Here is a 17576-nt window from a genome sequence, read left to right on the forward strand (position 1 = left end):
GCGGCCAGGCGCCCCTCGCACCGGACCGGCGCCTTCAGGCCGCCGACGCCCGCGGCTTCGCGCCGGCCGCGTGGCGGTTTGCCGGTCGCGCCAGCCCGAGGTTCTCGCGCAGCGTGCGCCCCTCGTACTCCGTTCGGAACAACCCGCGTCGGCGCAGCTCCGGGATCACCAGCTCGATGAAGTCGTCCAGCCCGCCCGGGAGCCACGGCGGCATCACGTTGAACCCGTCGGCGCCGCCCTGCGTGAACCACGCCTCCAGCTGATCCGCGACCTGCTCCACCGAGCCCACGATCGTCCAGTGCCCGCGCGCCCCAGCCACCCAGAGGTAGAGCTCCCGGATGGAGAGATTGCGCTTGCGCGCGATGTCGAACATCAGCGCTTGCCGGCTCTTGTTGTTGTTGGTCTCGGGCAGCTCGGGGAGCGGCCCGTCCACCGGATACGCGGACAGATCGACCCCGCCCGACAGGCCCGAGAGCAGCGACAGCCCGACCTCCGGCAAGATGAGGTCCTGCAGCTCCTGGTACTTCGCCCTGGCCTCCGACTCCGTCCTGGCGACGACGGGGAACACCCCCGGCATGATCTTCAGCTGGTCGGGGTGCCGCCCATACTTGGCCATCCGGCCTTTGACGTCGGCGTAGAAGGCCTGCGCGTCTTCCAGCGTTTGCTGCGCGGTGAAGATCACCTCGGCGGTCTCGGCCGCGAGCTCCCTGCCCGCCTCCGACGATCCCGCCTGCACGATCACCGGGTGTCCCTGGGGTGGACGCGGGATGTTGAGCGGCCCTCGAACGGAGAAGAACTTCCCCTTGTGATCGAGCGTGTGCAGCTTTGCCGGGTCGTAGTAAGCCCCCGACGCCTTGTCGCGGAGGAACGCGTCGTCCTCCCAGCTGTCCCAGAGGCCGGTGACCACATCGACGAACTCGCGCGCCCGGACATAGCGCTGCGCGTGGTCGGGGTGGGCGTCGAGCCCGAAGTTCCCCGCCGCCTCGCCCCCGCCGGTGGTGACCACGTTCCAGCCTGCCCGCCCCTGGCTGATATGATCGAGCGAGGCGAACTTGCGGGCCAGCAGATAAGGCTCCTCGTACGTGGTGGACGCGGTGGCGATGAAGCCGATGCGCTCGGTGACGACCGCGAGCGCGGAGAACAACGTGACCGGCTCGAAGCTGGCCCCATAGGCGGTGCGGCCCTGCGCTCCGGGCCGGTTCTGCAAGGCGAGCCCGTCCGCCAGGAACACGGCGTCGAACTTGGCCCGCTCCGCCGCCTGCGCAATGCGCTTGTAATGCGCGAAGTTGATGCCTCCGTCCGCCTGCGCCTGCGGGTGCCGCCAGGCCGCCACGTGGTGGCCTGCGCCAGGCAAAAAGGCGCCCAAACGGATCTTCCGCTGATTGTCGCTCATGGGGTGTCCTCGGTCTCGGTCCTTCACGTGCGCGCGCGGGCACGTCGCCGCACGACCACCGCACGCGCTCACCACGGCCAGAGCGCAAGCGCCGTGCCCGGCGCCGGAGCCACAGGCGCAGCGGCGGAGATCGAAGCGCCGCCCCTCCCCTGCCCCCGCGATGTGCTGCGAGGGCAGCAACGGACCACCAGCGCTGCGGAAGTATTGCTGTCAGGGAAGCACCCGTCCGCGGCAACTCACCGGTCGATGGGCGGGTGGGCGCGCAGGCGCGATCGTTCCGCTCAGTGATGCGGGTGCGGCCACGGGGGCGGCCCGTGCGGTCCCCGCCGCGGAACGCTCTCCGGGTCGGCCGGGTCGCTGCCGGCGTCCCGCTCGTCACCGTCGAGGAAGCCGTCGCCGTCGCGGTCGACGCCGATGCGCTCGCCCGACCCGGGCGGCACGCAGGTATACGTCAGCTCGCTCCCGCCTCTCGTGGCCAGCCAGCGGAGCTCGCTGTCCGACCGCCACTGCGCGCGCGCGCGGTCGGCGTCGAAACGGCCATCGCCGGTGTACAGAAAGCCCAGCTCGTCCCCATGGGACCAGCCCTTGACCACGAGATCGCAGTCGCCGGCGTCGGCGCGCGCCACGAGCAGATCGACGCGCGGGCCGGCCACCGCCGCGTTCGACGGCGTGAGCGTGATCTGCTGGCCCACGATGGGCTTCAGGTTCGACTCCAGCGCCAGCATGTACTCCGCCACCTGGCGCTTCAGGAGCTCCCCCTCGGGGTCGACGGGGAAGCCGCCGGGGTTCTCCGGCGTCTGGACGAAATCGGAGAACGCGTTGAAGCGGACGAGCGTATCGACGGCGCCGTCGTGGAGAAAGCCAAAGCCGCGGACCTGGTCGCCCATGTGCGCGTTGGAGCCGCCGAACGGGAACACGAACGACTCTGCCATGCCGAACATCCCGACCTTCTGGTACTGATTGCGCAGGTGCGGGACCTTGAAGAGCTGGGTCTCGTTGGCGTTGGCCGATCCGCCGTCGCTGCCGAAGAAGCCCGGCGCGAAGTCGTCGGGGTTGGCGTCGGGATCGACGGTGTGGCACCCGATGCACGAGGCGCCGAGGATGCTCGACACGGGCCCCCCGAAGAAGTCGCGCCCCGCGCTCTGATCGGGCGTGAGCGAGTCGTCGAGCGCGCGGATGGGGTTGGGTGGATACGTGACCTGGAGGATGAAGTCCGTGAAATCGTCCATCTCCTCCTCCGGGATCGTCTCGTCTCGCCCGAGCAGATCGACGAACGCCACGCTGAATTTCTTGAACGCCGCCCGCTCATCGAACACCCCGCTGTCCGGCTGCGACGTGGGCGCATCATGGCCGCCCGTGCGGTCGCCGCGCCAGTGCATCGGCCCGTGGTTCGCCATGCCGCGCAGGCTCTGGGTCGTCATCGGCCCCTTCATCGGGTGCAAGCTCGTGTCCTGGCCGAAGAGATCGGTGCAGAACGGTCCCGGGTTCTCCACCGCGGTGCCGTCCGGGTTCCCGAGGTCCCACGAGAGGCTGTCGAAGTCGCCGAAGATATGGCAGCTCGCGCAGGACGAGTCGCCGTGGCTCGAGCTCCGCGACGCGTCGTAGAGGACGCGGCGCCCACGGACGACGCTCGGAGGCTCCGGGTTGTGCATCGGCACGTGCGCGACCTCGCGGCGGGTCCGGGTGTCGATGACCGAGATCGCGTTGTCGAAGCGCGCGAGCACGTAGAGCCGATGCCTGTCTTCATCGAGGACGAGGCCGGTCGGCCCGCCTCCAGGGACGCGGATCTGGTTCGCGGCGCTGGGCACGAACGTGTCGTTCTCGAGCTTCGCTGTGTCGAAGACGCCGATCTTGTCCGAGCCGAGCGCCGCGACATACAGGGTCGCTCCGTTGCGCGTCACGGCCATCTGCGTCGGTTGCGCGAGGCTCTTCTCGCTCTCGTCGTTCGGGACCGGCGCGCAGCAGCTGCTGTAATCGATGTGTTTGTTGAGGTGCCTCGGTGCGACGCCGCTTGGACCGAGGACGGTGATCCTGCTCTCGTGCAGGTGGCCGCGCACGCTGTGGCCGGCGAAGATGCCCGGCCCCTCGAAGCGCTCCTCGTTCCGGGCGTCGGTGTTGGACACATAGACCTTCCCGTTCACCGGGTTCACGACCATGTTGAACAGGATGGTCCCGACGCCCGTGAAGAAGCCGCCTGGCCCGGCCACCTGGCGCGGCGGGTTGGCGAGCGCGTCGATGACGAAGACGTCCTTGTCGGGCAGCGAGAGGCGCACCGCGTCGTCGAAGGGGCGTCCCAGCTCGTCGACCCAGTGGGCCCCGTCGAACTTGAGAATGAGCCCGACCTCCGGCCGGGGGACTCCCTCGAAGTTGGTGTCGGGCCCGGGCAGTCCGCCCGCGGCCTCCCCGCCGTCCGGCACGAGGCTCTCGTCGATGACGGTCGTGCGGTTGCCCGAGTGGAAGGCGGCGGCGTAGACCCGGCTGCCGTCCGGCGTCACCGCGAGCGCGCGCGGCGTATCGCTGAAGAGCGTCACGATGGAGAGCGGCGTCCCGCCGAGCGACGTCCCGGGCCGCCTCGCGTCGAACACCCAGACGTCGGCGCGCCCTATGCCGGGCGTCAGGAGCTGCGGATCGAAGGGGGCGTTCTGCCCGCGGTGGGCCGTGGTGATGAAGGCCCGCGAGCGCTGCGGCCCGGCGAACACGATGTCGCGCGGCTCATCACCCACCAGCAGCGTGCGGACGACGCGCGCTTTGGCGGGGTCTCGAACGTCGACGACGCTCACGCTATCGGAGAGGTGGTTCACCACCCAGACTTCATCGTCGCCCCGGGCAGCCACGGCGACCGGCTCGAGCCCCACGGGCACAGACGCCTTGAGCTGCAGACGATGGGCTTCGACGCGGAAGATCTCCAGCCGGTTGTCGGGCGTGTTCACCGCGAAGAGCAGCTTGCCGTTCGCCGACAGGGCCAGGGGGCGGACCTGGCCCGATTCGAATGTCGTGAACGACGTGGCGGCCGCCGCGGGGAGAGCGGCGGCGAGGGACATGGCCGTAGCACCTACGCTGACAGCCAGGAAACGGCGCAGACAGCATGATGGCAGCATGCTTTCAAGCTATGTAAAACAAATACGTTTAACAACAAAAAAGCGGACGGGCGGTCTCGACGTCTCAACGTCATGGCCAGCTCGCTGGCGGTGTTCTGGGCTACGTGGTCGCACAGGGTGACTGTCATGATATCGAGTCATCGTGTCATCGTGCGCCACCGTCGCCCGCCGTGTGCCGCCTCACCCGCGCGGCCCCGCAGGCGCGCTGGCATCACGGCGTCAGCGGACCTGTCGCAGCGCGTAGTCGATGCCGCTCCGGAGCGTCCCCCGGGTGACCACGGTGCTGAGATCGATCTCGAGCGAGACGAGCGTTTGCGCCAGGTCGGGGCGCAGGCCGGTGATCACCGTCGTCGCGCCGAGCAGCCGGAGCGCCGCCGCCGTGCGCATCAGCGTGGTCGCGACCGCGGTGTCGATGAGCCTCACGCCCGTGACGTCGATGATCACGACGTCCGTCCGGTTCATGTGCACGCAGCTCAGCGCCGCTTCGAGCGCCTGCTGCGCCCGGCTGGCGTCGATCGTCCCGATCAGCGGCATCACCATGATCCGCTCGGTGATCGGAATGAGCGGCGTGGAGAGCTCCGCCAGCCGCTCCTTCTGCGCCCGGATGATCTCCTCCTGCAGCGCCGCGCGCGCCAGCTCCGCGCGCTCGCGCTCGGTGAGCTCCAGCGTCAGCCGCTCGTTCGTCCTGCGGAGCTCCTCGGTCTGGCGCGCGACCTCGGTCTCCAGCTGCTCGTTCGACCCGCGGAGGGCGGCTTGCGCCTGCGTGAGCTCCGAAAGGGCCCGCTCGAGCTCGGCCGTCCGCTCCGCCACGCGTCGCTCCAGCTCGTGCGTGAGCTCCTGCAGCGCCGCCTCGGCGGCGACGCGCTCCTCGACCTGCGCCGCGAGGCTCTTCATCAGCTGCCTGAGCTTCGTTTGCACCCGGACGCGCGCGAGCAGCTCCTCGCTCTGGAACGGCTTGAGGAGGAACTCCACGGCGCCGAGGTTCAGCCCCTTCACCTTGTCCGCGTTCATCTCCGTGCTCGCCGTCATGAAGATGACAGGGATGTCGCTCGTGACCGGGTCCGTCTTGAGCCGCCGGCACGTCTCGAAGCCGTCGATCCCTTCCATCTTCACGTCCAGCAAGATGAGATCCGGCGCCACCTCCTTCGCGAGCTGGATGGCTCGCAGGCCGTTCGTCGCGGCCGCGATCTCGAACCCCCAACCCGAGAGGTTGTCGCGGAGCAACCTCAGGTTTCGCGGCTCGTCGTCGACGATCAGGACCGTTCCGGTATCACTCACGTTCGTCACACTGCCCTCTCCAGCGGATGACCTCACCCTTCGCGCCAGCGACGCTGCATGAGGATGACTGCGCTCACAACAGATCTCAACCCGGCGCGCTCATCGGGCGCCACCGTCGATACGCTCGCCGGCGAGCTCTTCTATCGACTCCAGCCGGAAGTCCTCGGAGAGCTCGCGCAGGTGCTTCGCGAAAGGCGCGAGCCGGGCGTCGCCCAGCTCGAGCTTGTCCGCGTATTTCTGGATGTGATTGACGAGCCCCTTGCGCGCGAGATCGCGCAGGGCCTTGAGGTCCTCGTCCGGGGGCAGGACGACATCGCGGATGCTGGTCACACCCGAGCTGGGGCTCGGCTCCGTCTCCTGGCTGGCGCCGTCCTGCCGCTCGTAGATCCACTCCAGCTCGAGGTGTCGCTGGAGCTTCTCGAGCAGCTCATCCATCTGCAGCGGCTTGGCCACGAAATCGTCCGCGCCCGCCTCCAGGCTCTTGTCCTGGTCGGTGATGAACGCGCTGGCGGAGGACGCGATGATGACCGTCCCCGCGAGCTCCGGCGCCTTTCGCATGCGGCGCATCATCTCCCAGCCGTCGAGCACGGGCATCGCGAGGTCGGTGATGATCAGATCGAACCTCTCGCTCGCCGTCCTGTCCAGGCCCTCCTGGCCGTCGTTCGCCTCCGCCAGCTCGAACCCGAGGGTCGAGAGCATGCTGATGACCACGGCGCGGTTCTCCGGCTTGTCGTCCACCACGAGGAGCCTCCGTCGCGCGCCCTTGTAGCCGACGATCTGCCCCTGCTCGGTGCGCCTCACGGTGTCCGTCCAGTCGGGCGCCTCGGCGAGCGTCAGGTCCATCCAGAAGACGCTGCCCTTCCCGAGCTCGCTCCTGACCTGGATGGAGCTGCCCATCAGCGTGACGATGCGCTGGCTGATCGCCAGCCCGAGCCCGGTGCCCTCGCGGTGGCGACTCTTGTCTCCGACCTGCTTGAAGGGCAGGAATATCTGGTCCAGGTGCTCGGCGTCGATGCCAGTCCCCGTGTCCTCGATCTCGAAGCGTATCCTGTGCGTCCTGGTCCGCGATGCGGGGCTCGCGCCGTCCTCCGGGAGGTCCTTGCGCGCGCCCTGTGACCCGCCGGGCACCTCGACGACCGTGAAGGTGACGCTGCCGTTCTCGGTGAACTTGATGGCGTTGCCGAGCAGATTGAGCAGGATCTGACGCAGGCGCCGCTGGTCGACGCGCACCCCCTCGGGCAGCGCGGGGCCGGGCTTGAACACGAACGCGATCTTCTTCTGCTCCGCGCGGATCCGGCAGATCTCGGCCGTCGCGTTCAAGAACGACGGGAAATGGAAATCGTTGGGGTGAATCTCCATCGTCCGCGACTCGATCTTCGCCAGATCGAGGACGTCGTTGATGAGGGTCAACAGGTGAGAGCCGGACTCGGCGATGACCTCGACGCCGCGCAGATCCTGCTCGCCCAGGCTCCTCGAGCGCCTCAGGATCTGGGCGTACCCGAGGATGCCGTTGAGCGGTGTCCGCAGCTCGTGGCTCATGTTGGCGAGGAAGTCGCTCTTCGCCCTGTTGGCCGCGTCCGCGGCCGCCGTGGCCTCCTTGAGCTCGGCGGTGCGCTGCTCGACACGCTGCTCGAGGTCCTCGTTCGTCTTCGCCAGCGCGGCGAACGTCTCGCGGAGCTGCTGGGCCATGCCGTTCAGCGCGTCGCCGATGTGCACGAACTCCCGGGTGCCTGACGCCTCGAAGCGCTGCTCGAGATCACCGCCCCGGATCCGCTCGGCCGCCGTGACGAGCTGCCGCACGGACGGCAAGGTCACGCGCATGATCACGAGCACGGGCAGCGCCACGAGCGCCAGGATCGAGAACGCCGCGATCAGCCAGTAATCCCAGTACAGCCCCTTCACCGACGAGAGCAGCGCCGCGCGGGGGACGTCGGTGAGCAGGTACCAGTCCGGCGCCGCGATGCGCGCCGCCACGATCACGCGCTGATCCGTGCGGCCGACCACGCGCGCCGCCGCGGCGTCGTCGCGCTTCGCGGCCTCGAACGCGCGCTTGAGATCGTCGTCGCCGATGGAGTCGACCGTCAGCGTGCCTTTGCTCCCGTGGATCTTGTCCTGGTTCACGCTCGAGACGAGCACCGTCCCATCGCCCCTCACGAGGGCGTGCTCCGTCCCCGGATACAGCGAGAGCTCCTCGAAGCTGTTCATCACCGCGTTGACCGTGACATCGTGCCCGGCGCTCCCCGCGAACACCCCGTCGCGGAAGAACGGCACCACGACGCTCACCATCCACTCGCGCGCCCCCGGGTCGTAGCTCGTCGGCGTCCAGCGCGGCTTTCCTTCCGGGTTGTTCGCCGGGAGCGCGAGCGTCGTCCACTCCGAGTTGACGAAATCGACGGTCGTGTCGACCTGTTCGATGTAGCTCGTGTAGCTGGGCCAGTACATCACGAGCCCGTTCCGCCTGGGGATGAGCCAGGTGTTGATGGGCTCCCCCGGCGCCCCCGCCGAGTACAGCTCGGTCATGCGCTTCAGCTGCAGGAGAAAGACCTTCTCCCGGTCGTCGAGCGGGTACCCCGCGGGCAGCCACACGACGGCGTCGCGCCTGGGCTCGAAGCCCGCGTTGCGCGACACCATGCCGCCGTCGCGCGACGGCCCGACGAGGGCGTCGAACTTCTGCGGGGTCTCTCCCTCGACCTCATGCAATGCCGAGGTGAGCATGCGGCCGTACCGCGCGACGCTCGCCTCCGCCTGGATCAGGCGGTCGTTCATGCGGCGGGTCCACTCGTCATGGGTCCGCGCGAGGACGCCCAGCTCATTCTTCAGGATCGCGCCCTCGATGGCCCACGCCGCGATCCACAGCCCCGGCCCCACGAACACGAGCAGCGCGACGGCCAGCGGCCCCGCGACCCAGAAGGACAGACTCGGCGCGGTGCGAGGGCGTCGGCGGCTCCGCTCCCCCCGTTCATTCATGCGGTCATCGTACACGAATACAGGACCGCGCCACTTTGGAAGGTCAATGTCCTGAACAGAAAATATGGACACACGGTAGGATCATGCGAGCCTCACGAGGACTGCGCCGCCACCTCGACGCAGATTGACTGACATGCTCCCGGAGCGAGGATCGATTGGCGCACAGCGTGCGCCGGTGAGCTCACGCACCGCGGCCCTCTGGCGCTGGCCGCGGCGCGGGGGCTACTCCCAGCGGAAGAGCTTGAGGGCGAGCGCGAAGGTGGCGACGCCCCAGACGGCGAGCAGCGCGAGCTCGGGCGCGATCACGGCGAGCGGCGCCCCCTCGAGCATCACGCCGCGGAGCGCGTCGTTCAGGGCGGTGAGGGGCAAGGCCTGGACGAACGGCTGGATCGCGTCGGGGAAGCGATCGGCCGAGAAGAAGACACCGGAGCAGATCCACATCGGGAACGTGATGAGGTTGCCCAGGCCCGAGATGCCCTCGAGGGTCCGCGGCCGCGCCGCGATGAGCAGGCCGACCCCGGCGAACGCCAGCGCGCCGACCACGGCGACCACCGCAAGCGCCGCGAGCGAGCCGGCGATCGGCACGCCGAGCACGAGGGCCGCGAACAGGAGCAGGGCCGCGACCTCGAGCGCCAGGAACACGAGCCGCGCGCCGAGGTGCGACGCGAGGAGCTGCCACCGCGGCATGGGCGCCGCGACGAACAGCTTCAGGAGCTTGCCGATGCGCTGCTGCACGATCGCGACGCCGATCCCCCAGATCCCGGTCAGCATCACGTTCATGCCGAGCAGCCCGGGCACAAGGAAGTCGACGTAACGGGAGCCCCTCTCGGCCTCGGTCACCTCGAGCGCGGCCGGGCGGAAGGCGTCGGCGCGCCCCGCGGCGCGCTGGAGCGCCTGGTCCACCTCGAGCCGGGCGAGGCGACTCTCCGGCCGCGCCGGATCGAACCAGTACGTGGGCGGATCGGTGGCGAGCACGACGAGCGCGACCTTGCCCGTCCGGAGCTCCTGCTGCGCCTGCGCCCGCGGGACCACCCGCGGGACGACCTGCCCCGACGCCTCGAGCGCCGCGCGCCGCGGCTCGGCCCCGGCGCCCTCCTCGACGCTCACCCGCACGGGCTCCGCGGGCTGGTCCCTGAACGCGACGGCCAGCGCCGACGAGAGCAGGATCGGGAACACGAACATCCAGAAGATCGCCTCGGGCTCGCGCAGGAACTCCGCGACCCGCGCCCGGATGAGGAGCGCCAGCGACGAGGCGCGCAGGGAGCGGAGCCACCCCGCCATCACGCGGCCTCGTCGTCCGCTAGCGTCCGCAGCGTCCGCCCGGCGAGCGCCATGAACACGTCTTCCAGGCTCGCGTGGTGCGTCGCGAGCCGCTTCGGCGTGGCCCCGCGCGCCGCGCAGAGCGCGAGCAGCGGCGGGAGCACGCGCGCGACGTCGCGCACCGTCAGCCGGAGCGCCCCCTGCGCGGAGCGCACGGCCTCCACGCCCGGCAGCCCCATGAGCTCCTCCTCGGCGATCTCCGCGTCCACCTCGACCTCCACGACGGGAAGCGCGTCTCCTGGAGCTGGATGCCGAGCCGGGCGCGCAGCGCGATGCCGTCCCCCACCCAGCGCTCGCCCAGCACCTCGACCTCGCCGGCGTCGGGGCGGGTCAGCCCCTCGAGGATCTCCACCGTGGTCGTCTTGCCCGCGCCGTTCGGGCCGAGCAGGCCGAAGCACTCGCCGCGCCGCACCTCGAGGTCGAGCCCGTTCACGGCCACGACGTCCCCATAACGCTTGACCAGGCCGCGACAGACCAGGGCGGGAGAGGCAGACACGGCAGGTCTGTATCGCAGAGGACCGCAGAAAGGAACCGGGACACTTGAATCCAGCGCGGCCTTGCGCGGCCCATCACGGCCTCCGGCGCCCTCCGGCGCGGCGACGCGTGCAGGGCGGAGGCGCCCTCGGATCGCCCTCAGCAGATGAAGCACACCTCCACGCGCCCACAGGAGCGCCGGAAAATTCGACAGACGACGCGACGTATCGCCTCTCCGGAGAATCGAATCTCCCCAGAGACCTGCGGCGAGCGCGTCGAGCGCGGCCCTGCAAGGAACCATCCGGTCCGAGATCGTGGCTGGCCGGTCTGCAATCTCAGAGCGACGGAGTGGGGGGGGGCGCGTGGTGAGCGATGAAGAAGGAGTGGTGCCCGTGCACTGCGGCGAGGTCATCGCAGACCGCTACCGGGTCGAGCGGCCTCTCGGCATCGGCGGGATGGGGGCTGTCGTCGCGGCGCGGCACCTGTCGCTGGGCGAGCTGGTGGCCGTCAAATTCATGCGGCCGGAGCACTGCGGCAACGCGGCGCTGCTGAGGCGGTTCCAGCGCGAGGCGCGCGGGATGTTCCGGATGAAGACGGAGCACGTGCCGCGGATCTACGACCTGGGCGCGCTCGCGCCGAGGCCGGGGATCGCGCTGCCGGTGCCGTACATCGTGATGGAGCACCTGTCGGGCAACGATCTCCGCTCGATCCTCGAGCGCCGCGGGCGGCTGCCGGTCGACGAGGCGGCGGAGTACGTCCGTCAGGCCTGCGTTGCCCTGACGGAGGCGCACGCGCTCGGGATGGTGCACCGGGACCTCAAGCCCGCGAACCTGTTCCTGACGTACCGGACCGACGGCACGCCGCTCCTCAAGGTGCTCGACTTCGGCGTCGCGAAGTTCATGAGCTCGAAGCCGGAGCACGACGGGCTCGAGATGACGACGGCGCGGTCGGTCATGGGGTCCCGCCGCTACATGGCGCCGGAGCAGATGCTGACGCCCAAGGACATCGATCTGCGCGCGGATCTGTGGGCGCTCGGGGTCGTGCTCTACCAGCTCGTGAGCGGCACGCTGCCGTTCGGCGCGGAGACGCTGGAGCAGTTCGTGCTGGTCGTGTCGGAGAAGGCGCCCCGGCCGCTCCGGAGCGTGTGCGCCGATCTGCCCGAGGGGTTCGAGGAGATCGTGATGCGCTGCCTCGAGAAGGACCGGACGCGCCGCCCGGCCTCGGCCCGCGAGCTCGCCGCCGCGCTCGCGCCGTTCGCGCTGCGCGGAGCGCCCGACGCGACGCTGCCCACGGGGGTGCACCGGAGCCAGCCGACGTTCACGTGGCTGGACGACGGGCCGCCCACGACCGCCGCGCGGCCGCCCGCGACCTCCGCTCGGCCGGCCGCGACCTCCGTTCGGCCGCCCACGACGGCCTCCGGGCCGGCCGAGACGAGGCGCGAGGGCCGCCGCCCCAGGCGAACCTGGCTGGCGGCCACGGCGGGCGCGGTCTCCGCGAGCGCCACGCTGGCGGCGATCCTCCTTTCGCCCGGGTGGCCGCGGGCAGCGGGATTGACCTGGGCCGACGGCGCCGGTGCACAGCACCTCGCGGGGGTGCCGCAGGGGCTCGCCGCGGAGCCGAAGGGGAACGCGGTGGCGGCCAGGTCGTTCCAGGGCCCCGATGACGGGGACGAAGGTGCGCTGCACGACGGCGCTGCCAGCGCGTGCGACGCGCCTCAGGTCGACGCCAGAGGCGCGCGCTCGGCCGCGCGCAGCGGAGCCGGCGCCGTCCTGTCCACGAGGACCGCGCCGCCCGCGCGGGCGAACGTGGGGAGTCCGCAGCGCGCGGCGGCGCGCGGGGTGCACGCGTCCGGGTCCTCGGCGGCGCCCGCCGCTGGCGCCGCGGTGCGGACGGCGGCGGATGCGCCGGCGCCCATCCGGGGCGCGGCGGCAGGCGCGCCGTCCCTCGGGGCGACGCCCGGCAGCGGCGCTGAAGCCGCGACGCCGGCGGGCGCGCCGGACAGCCCGTGGTGATCGCCATGCCCCGAGGAGCCCTGCCGAAGATCCCCTGCTGCTCGCGCCCGCGCGGGCTCGCTTCCGCCCTCGCGGCCCTGTCGCTGTCGCTCGCGCCGGCGAGCGGCCAGGCCGGCGAGCCCGGTCCGGCGCAGCGCACCCTGGAGCAGCCCGGACCCAACCCGGGACCGCCGGGCGGAAACAAGGAGCAGGTGCTCGCGCTCTATCAGGCCGCGGCGCGCCTGCTCGAGGCGGGCCGCATCGCCGAGGCGTGTGCCATGCTCGAGCAGGGCCGGACGCTCGATCCGACCGCCCTCAACCTCCTCCTGCGGCTCGGCGAGTGCCTCGCGCGCACGGGCAGGACCGCGGGCGCCTGGAACGTCTTCAGCGAGACCGCGGCCATCGCGAAGAGCGCGGGAGACCCCCGCGCCGCGCGCGCGGCCGCGCTCGCGGCGGCGCTCGAGCCGCGGCTCTCGCGGATGGCGATCACCGTGCCCCCCGGGAGCGCCGCGCCGGGGCTCGAGATCCGCCGCAACGGCGTGCTGCTCCTGCCTTCCCAGTGGGGACAGGCGCTCCCGGTCGACCCGGGGACGCACACGATCGAGGCGCAGGCGCCCGGCAGGAAGCGCTGGTCGGTCGAGCGCGTCGTCCCGCCCGACGGCGCGGGCGTCGTCATCGACGTGCCCCTCCTCCCGGCGCAAGAGCCGCCTCCGCGCGCGCTCGCCGCCGCGCCGAAAGGCCAGAGGACGCAGGCGCCTCCCGTCCCGCCGCTCGACGACCGCGCAGGCGGCGCCGGCGCAGGGCGCGCGCAGCGCGTGATCGCGCTCGTGACCGGCGGCGCCGGCCTCGTCGGGCTCGGCCTTGGCACCGTGTTCGGCGCCGAGGCGATCGCCCGCAGGGACGCCTCGAACCGCGGCCACTGCGACGCGCGGAGCCGCTGCGACGCCGTCGGGGTCTCGCTGCGAGAGGACGCGCAGAAGGCCGGCACCGCCTCGACGATCGCGTTCTCGACCGGCACCGCCGCGCTGCTCGCGGCCGGCCTGCTCCTCTGGACGGCCCCGCCCAGCGCCGCCGGCCCGCCCTCGCGCCGCGCCACGGCGGCGGCCGCCGTCGGCCCCGGCGGCTTCTCCCTCGTCGTGGGCGGGAGGTACTGACGTGGGCGCGCGCGGCTCGGCCGGGCTCGGCCTGCGGTTCACCCTCGTGGCGCTCGGCTGCGCCGGCTGCAACGCGCTGCTCGGGCTCGAGGACGGCATCCTCGTGAAGGATGGCTGCCCGCCGCTCTCGACCATCGCCTGCTACAGCGGGCCGCCGGCGACCGAGGGGGTCGGCGCCTGCCAGACCGGCCTCATGCGGTGCAACGCCGCCGGCGACGGCTACGGCCCCTGCGAGGGCGAGGTGACGCCTGCGCCGGAGCGCTGCGGCAACGCGGCCGACGACGACTGCGACGGCGCCATCGACGAGGCGGCCGGCGACGGCGGCCGGCCCGAGGATCCCGCGGCCGACGGCGGCAGCGCCGTCTGCGCCTGCGCCCCCGGGACCGTCGAGCCCTGCCCGTACGGAGGACCGCCGGGCACCGTGGGCGTCGGCGCCTGCAGCGCCGGCCGGCGGACGTGCGGGCTCGACAGCCGGTGGGGCGCCTGCGCCGGCGAGGTCACGCCGCGGATCGAGGACTGCACGACGCCGGCCGACGAGGACTGCAACGGCGGATGGGACTGCGGCGCGGTGCTCCCCGGCGGACCGCTCGGCGCCCTCCTCGGCGGCGCGGGCCAGGAGCGGGCGCGCGCGCTCGCGGCGGGCCCCGGCGGCTCCGCGATCCTGGGCGGCGAGTTCGCGGGCTCCCTCGATCTCGGCGCGGGGCAGTTCTCGACCAACGCCGAGCAGGACGTCTTCGTCGCGCGGCTCGATCCGGACGGCAGGGTGACGTGGATGCACCAGCTCGTCACCGAGGGGCGAGGCTCGCTGCAGGCGCTCGCGGTGGATACCGAGGGCAACGTCGCGATCACGGGCGAGCTCGTGGGGAAGATGAACGACGTGGGGCTCGCGACCGACGCGCCGCTCGGGTTCGTGATCAAGCTGGACGACTGGGGCGAGCCGCAGTGGAGCGCGGTGCTCCCTGGCAGGCCGCAGGACATCGCGGTCTCGGCGCGGGGCGAGTTCGTGGTCGTGTCGACGCTGATGGATCCCGGCGGGACCGACGTGGCGGTGGCCAAGCTCGACACGTCGGGCGAGCTGCTCTGGAGGCGGGAGTTCCGCGGCGCGGGGAACCAGGAGCCGACCGGTGTGGCGGTGGACCCGCGCGGGGAAGTGGTCATGACAGGGAGCTTCGAGGGCGAGCTCCAGCTCGGCGACAACGCGCCCCGGCTCCTGTCCAGGGGGATGAGCGACGTGTTCCTGGCCAAGCTCGACGAGGGCGGCGAGCACATCGCGTCGCTGGCCTTCGGAGACGGCCGCCAGCAGCGCGGCGGCGACATCGAGATCGGGCCGGGCGGCGAGATCGCGCTGAGCGGGACCTTCGACGGGATCCTCGATCTGGGCGGCCCCGATCTGTTCTCGGAGGGGATGTCGGCGTTCGTGGCCGAGCTCGGGCCTGCGCGAGAGCACCGCTTCAGCCGGGCTTACCCCGCGGAGCGTCCGCCGCGCCTCGCGCTCGAGGCGGACGGCGGGCTCGTCCTGGCGGGCGACGTCGATGGCCCGACCCACCTCGGCGGGGAGCCGCTCTACGGCGCCGGCGGCGGCGGCGACATCGTCGTGGCGCGGTTCGACGCCGGGGGGCGCCACGTCTGGAGCAAGCGGCTCGGCCCGGGCGCCGGGAGCAGCGGCGGGCGCCGGTCCGCGGCGGGGGTCGCGTCGTTCGTGGACCGCGGCCACGTCCTGCTCGCCGGGACCGTGGAGGGCAGCGTGGACCTCGACGGCGCCACGGCGCAGTCGACCTGGTCCGACATCCTGGTGGTGCGGCTCTCGCCGTAGGGCGCCGGCGATCCCTGGCAGGTTCGCATCCGCCAGGACCGCTCATCGCAGGGGGCCGCTCGACGCGCGCCCCTCGATGGTCGCCGGCAGGACGGTATGCGACAAAACAGGACAGGCGATCTCGTCGAGATCGCCTGTCCCGCCCGGCCGGCTCGGATCACCTCAGGATCGATGGCGCACGACGCCGGCTCGGCGCCTGAGAGCCATCACGGGCAGGTGTCCAGGCACTCGAGGTACGGGAGGCACGTCTCATCGTCTTCGCAGGCGGCCGCGGCGACCTCGATGCAGGCATCGTCGTCGGCGAGCTCTTGCAGGCACGCGATGCAGTCCGCGTTGTTCGCCGTATCGTTGATGCTGCCGTCATCATTGCAGACGTCGGTCGTGGCATCGGTGGTATCGCACACGCTGGCGCACGTGGCGTCAGCCGTGCAACCGCACGCCTCGAACCCGTGAATCGTGAGGGCCGCCAGCCCGTCCTCGTACGTCTCATCACAGCAGGTGAAGCACTCGTTCGCGGTCCCGGCGTCGGAGCACTCCTCGGCCCCGCCCGTGCCCGAGCCGCCCTCGCCCGTGCCGCCTGATCCGCCCTCGCCCGTGGAGGTCGACGACGTGGTGGTCGTGGAGCCCGTGCCGCCCGAGCCGCCGTCGCCGCTCGTGTCGCTATTACCGCTCGTGACCGTACAGGCCGCCATCATACCCACGCTGATCAGGATCGCTGCGAAACCGAAAGCTTTCATGAATCCACCTCCAGACGAGTAGGGTCGCGCCGCGCGGCTCGTAACTCGGCACTACACGTCGAGCGACGTCGCCGGGCCACGCTTCCTGTGCACTTCAACGCCACCGTCGGCGCCGGGCGCTGTTCCTACACCAGAATTTTACGTGATGGTATCTGCTTCGTGACTACAGCTGCGCCTCTGCGCCCCGAGCGGTCGCGCGAGGAGCACGCATGTCTCTGCACAATGTGCGCGCAATCCACCGGGACAGATCGGTTGTCAGCAGTTTTGTGCAACAGGAGCAGACCCTAGCACAGGGCAGGTGCGGGAGATCAAGCGGCTCCGCGTGGATAACCTGCTCCAGGGGAACGCGCTGGGCACGCGGGCGACCTCAACGGCAGAAGTGAGACAGGAGGCGCCCACCAGAGCTCGCTGGTGGCCTGTCGCACTCCGAACGATCGAGATCTCGATGGATCAGCGGTGAGCTCTCGGCCCTTTTGCTTGCGGGGGCGGTGTCACGAGCCGCCCGCGGCGCGCCGCATGGCGCAGTCGAGGTCGCCTTTGCAGGGGTCGCCCGCTGTTCGCGCCCCGCCCGGGCTCGCCGGCGGCGCGGCGGTCGCCGGTCCACTGCTCTCCGCGGCGCGCCTCGCCGACGCCTTTCCCCCGGCTGCGGGGGCGGCGGCTGGGGCCTTCGCCCCGCGCTCGCGCGTCTTGTCGCCCTTCTTCTTCTTGGCCGGAGGCGCCTCGGCGGGCGCGGCCGCGGCCTTTGCCTCGACCTTCGGCAGCTGCGCCAGCGCCGCGCTCGCCGCGTGCCGCACGCCGGGCTGCGCAGCCGCCTGGAGCGTCTCGCGCGGGGCGCCGAGCCACACCGCGCCGGCGACGACCGCCGCCCCGAGGACGCCCGCGATTTTGTAGCGCACGCCCGCCACCCGCCGCGCGCGCGGCGGGCGCAGGTCGATCGGGACCTCGGAGGGCACGGGCGTGAGATCCGGCGGCCTGAACGCCGGCAGCTCGGAGGGCACGCCGAACGGAAAGATCTCGAGGTAGCTGCTGCGCTCTCCGTCGCTTGCGGCAGACCCGCGGCCATCCTCCATCCCGGAGCTCCTCGCGCCGCGATCGGCCCGCGCGCCGCTCTTGATGGAGGCGTCCTTCTCCACCGCGAGCAGCGCGCTCAGGGAGATCACCACCGAGTTCTCGTCCCGCGGCCCGGCCGCGACGCCGTCCGGTGCCGCTCCGCCGCTCGTGGATCGGCCATCCGTCTCGCCGGGCAAGTGATTCGTGCTTCTCATAGGCTCCACCCCGCCTGCCCTCCGTGTCGACCGAGCACAGGGCGCAGACAGCATCTATCAGTGTACCCGCCATCTACCGCTCTTGA

Annotated in this window: 11 protein-coding genes and 1 pseudogene; 3 read left to right on the forward strand and 9 right to left on the reverse strand. The window is 71.6% G+C overall.

All coding sequences use genetic code 11. The annotated features are described in order from the left end of the window. Positions 1-34: 34 nt before the first annotated feature. The 7 genes and pseudogenes from WMF45_RS31270 to WMF45_RS31300 all read right to left on the reverse strand — a co-directional run. Positions 35-1393, reverse strand: a complete 1359-nt coding sequence (locus WMF45_RS31270; protein ID WP_437708710.1) for an LLM class flavin-dependent oxidoreductase — start codon at positions 1391-1393, stop codon at positions 35-37. Positions 1394-1674: 281 nt separating this feature from the next. Further along, entirely contained in the window at positions 1675-4434 is a 2760-nt protein-coding gene (locus WMF45_RS31275) for a beta-propeller fold lactonase family protein (RefSeq protein ID WP_437708711.1), read from the reverse strand. A gap of 276 nt (positions 4435-4710) precedes the next feature. Further along, positions 4711-5778 (reverse strand): response regulator, encoded by a 1068-nt coding sequence (locus WMF45_RS31280; protein WP_437708712.1) that lies wholly within the window; start codon positions 5776-5778, stop codon positions 4711-4713. Positions 5779-5868: 90 nt separating this feature from the next. Beyond that, positions 5869-8736 (reverse strand): ATP-binding protein, encoded by a 2868-nt coding sequence (locus tag WMF45_RS31285; protein ID WP_437708713.1) that lies wholly within the window; start codon positions 8734-8736, stop codon positions 5869-5871. Positions 8737-8958: 222 nt separating this feature from the next. Beyond that, complete coding sequence (locus tag WMF45_RS31290; protein WP_437708714.1) at positions 8959-10017, reverse strand: ABC transporter permease; 1059 nt, start codon at positions 10015-10017, stop codon at positions 8959-8961. Then, on the reverse strand, positions 10017-10235 hold the full coding sequence (locus tag WMF45_RS31295; RefSeq protein ID WP_437708715.1) for a hypothetical protein: 219 nt from the start codon (positions 10233-10235) through the stop codon (positions 10017-10019). The genes WMF45_RS31290 and WMF45_RS31295 overlap by 1 nt, the downstream gene beginning before the upstream one ends. Positions 10236-10285: 50 nt before the next feature. Beyond that, a pseudogene (locus tag WMF45_RS31300) lies at positions 10286-10552 on the reverse strand (ATP-binding cassette domain-containing protein); the annotation flags it as partial. A 343-nt stretch (positions 10553-10895) separates the two neighbouring features. Here WMF45_RS31300 and WMF45_RS31305 point away from each other — a divergent pair. From WMF45_RS31305 to WMF45_RS31315, 3 genes are read left to right on the forward strand one after another with little or no spacing between them, the layout of a single operon-like run. Continuing rightward, the gene (locus tag WMF45_RS31305) at positions 10896-12542 is read left to right on the forward strand and encodes a protein kinase domain-containing protein (protein WP_437708716.1); all 1647 of its coding nucleotides are present in this window, start codon (positions 10896-10898) and stop codon (positions 12540-12542) included. 5 nt (positions 12543-12547) lie between these two features. After that, on the forward strand, positions 12548-13675 hold the full coding sequence (locus WMF45_RS31310) for a tetratricopeptide repeat protein (protein WP_437708717.1): 1128 nt from the start codon (positions 12548-12550) through the stop codon (positions 13673-13675). A 1-nt stretch (position 13676) separates the two neighbouring features. Further along, positions 13677-15488 (forward strand): hypothetical protein, encoded by a 1812-nt coding sequence (locus WMF45_RS31315; RefSeq protein ID WP_437708718.1) that lies wholly within the window; start codon positions 13677-13679, stop codon positions 15486-15488. A 206-nt stretch (positions 15489-15694) separates the two neighbouring features. On the opposite strand, the gene WMF45_RS31320 is transcribed toward WMF45_RS31315, so the two are convergent. Further along, positions 15695-16225: a hypothetical protein gene (locus WMF45_RS31320; protein WP_437708719.1), complete on the reverse strand. Its 531-nt coding sequence runs from the start codon at positions 16223-16225 to the stop codon at positions 15695-15697. Between the two features lie 491 nt (positions 16226-16716). Further along, positions 16717-17490 (reverse strand): hypothetical protein, encoded by a 774-nt coding sequence (locus tag WMF45_RS31325; RefSeq protein WP_437708720.1) that lies wholly within the window; start codon positions 17488-17490, stop codon positions 16717-16719. Positions 17491-17576: the final 86 nt, after the last annotated feature.

The organism is Sorangium sp. So ce448 (genome assembly GCF_051520915.1).
Lineage (GTDB): Bacteria > Myxococcota_A > Polyangia > Polyangiales > Polyangiaceae > Sorangium > Sorangium cellulosum_B.

Excerpts from the sequence above, each read along its gene's own strand:
- WMF45_RS31295 (WP_437708715.1), bottom strand. The coding sequence starts at position 10,235 with ATGGGGCTGCCGGGCGTGGAGGCCGTGCGCTCCGCGCAGGGGGCGCTC.
- WMF45_RS31310 (WP_437708717.1), top strand. The coding sequence starts at position 12,548 with ATGCCCCGAGGAGCCCTGCCGAAGATCCCCTGCTGCTCGCGCCCGCGC.
- WMF45_RS31290 (WP_437708714.1), bottom strand. The coding sequence starts at position 10,017 with ATGGCGGGGTGGCTCCGCTCCCTGCGCGCCTCGTCGCTGGCGCTCCTC.
- WMF45_RS31320 (WP_437708719.1), bottom strand. The coding sequence starts at position 16,225 with ATGAAAGCTTTCGGTTTCGCAGCGATCCTGATCAGCGTGGGTATGATG.
- WMF45_RS31270 (WP_437708710.1), bottom strand. The coding sequence starts at position 1,393 with ATGAGCGACAATCAGCGGAAGATCCGTTTGGGCGCCTTTTTGCCTGGC.
- WMF45_RS31275 (WP_437708711.1), bottom strand. The coding sequence starts at position 4,434 with ATGTCCCTCGCCGCCGCTCTCCCCGCGGCGGCCGCCACGTCGTTCACG.
- WMF45_RS31325 (WP_437708720.1), bottom strand. The coding sequence starts at position 17,490 with ATGAGAAGCACGAATCACTTGCCCGGCGAGACGGATGGCCGATCCACG.
- WMF45_RS31285 (WP_437708713.1), bottom strand. The coding sequence starts at position 8,736 with ATGAATGAACGGGGGGAGCGGAGCCGCCGACGCCCTCGCACCGCGCCG.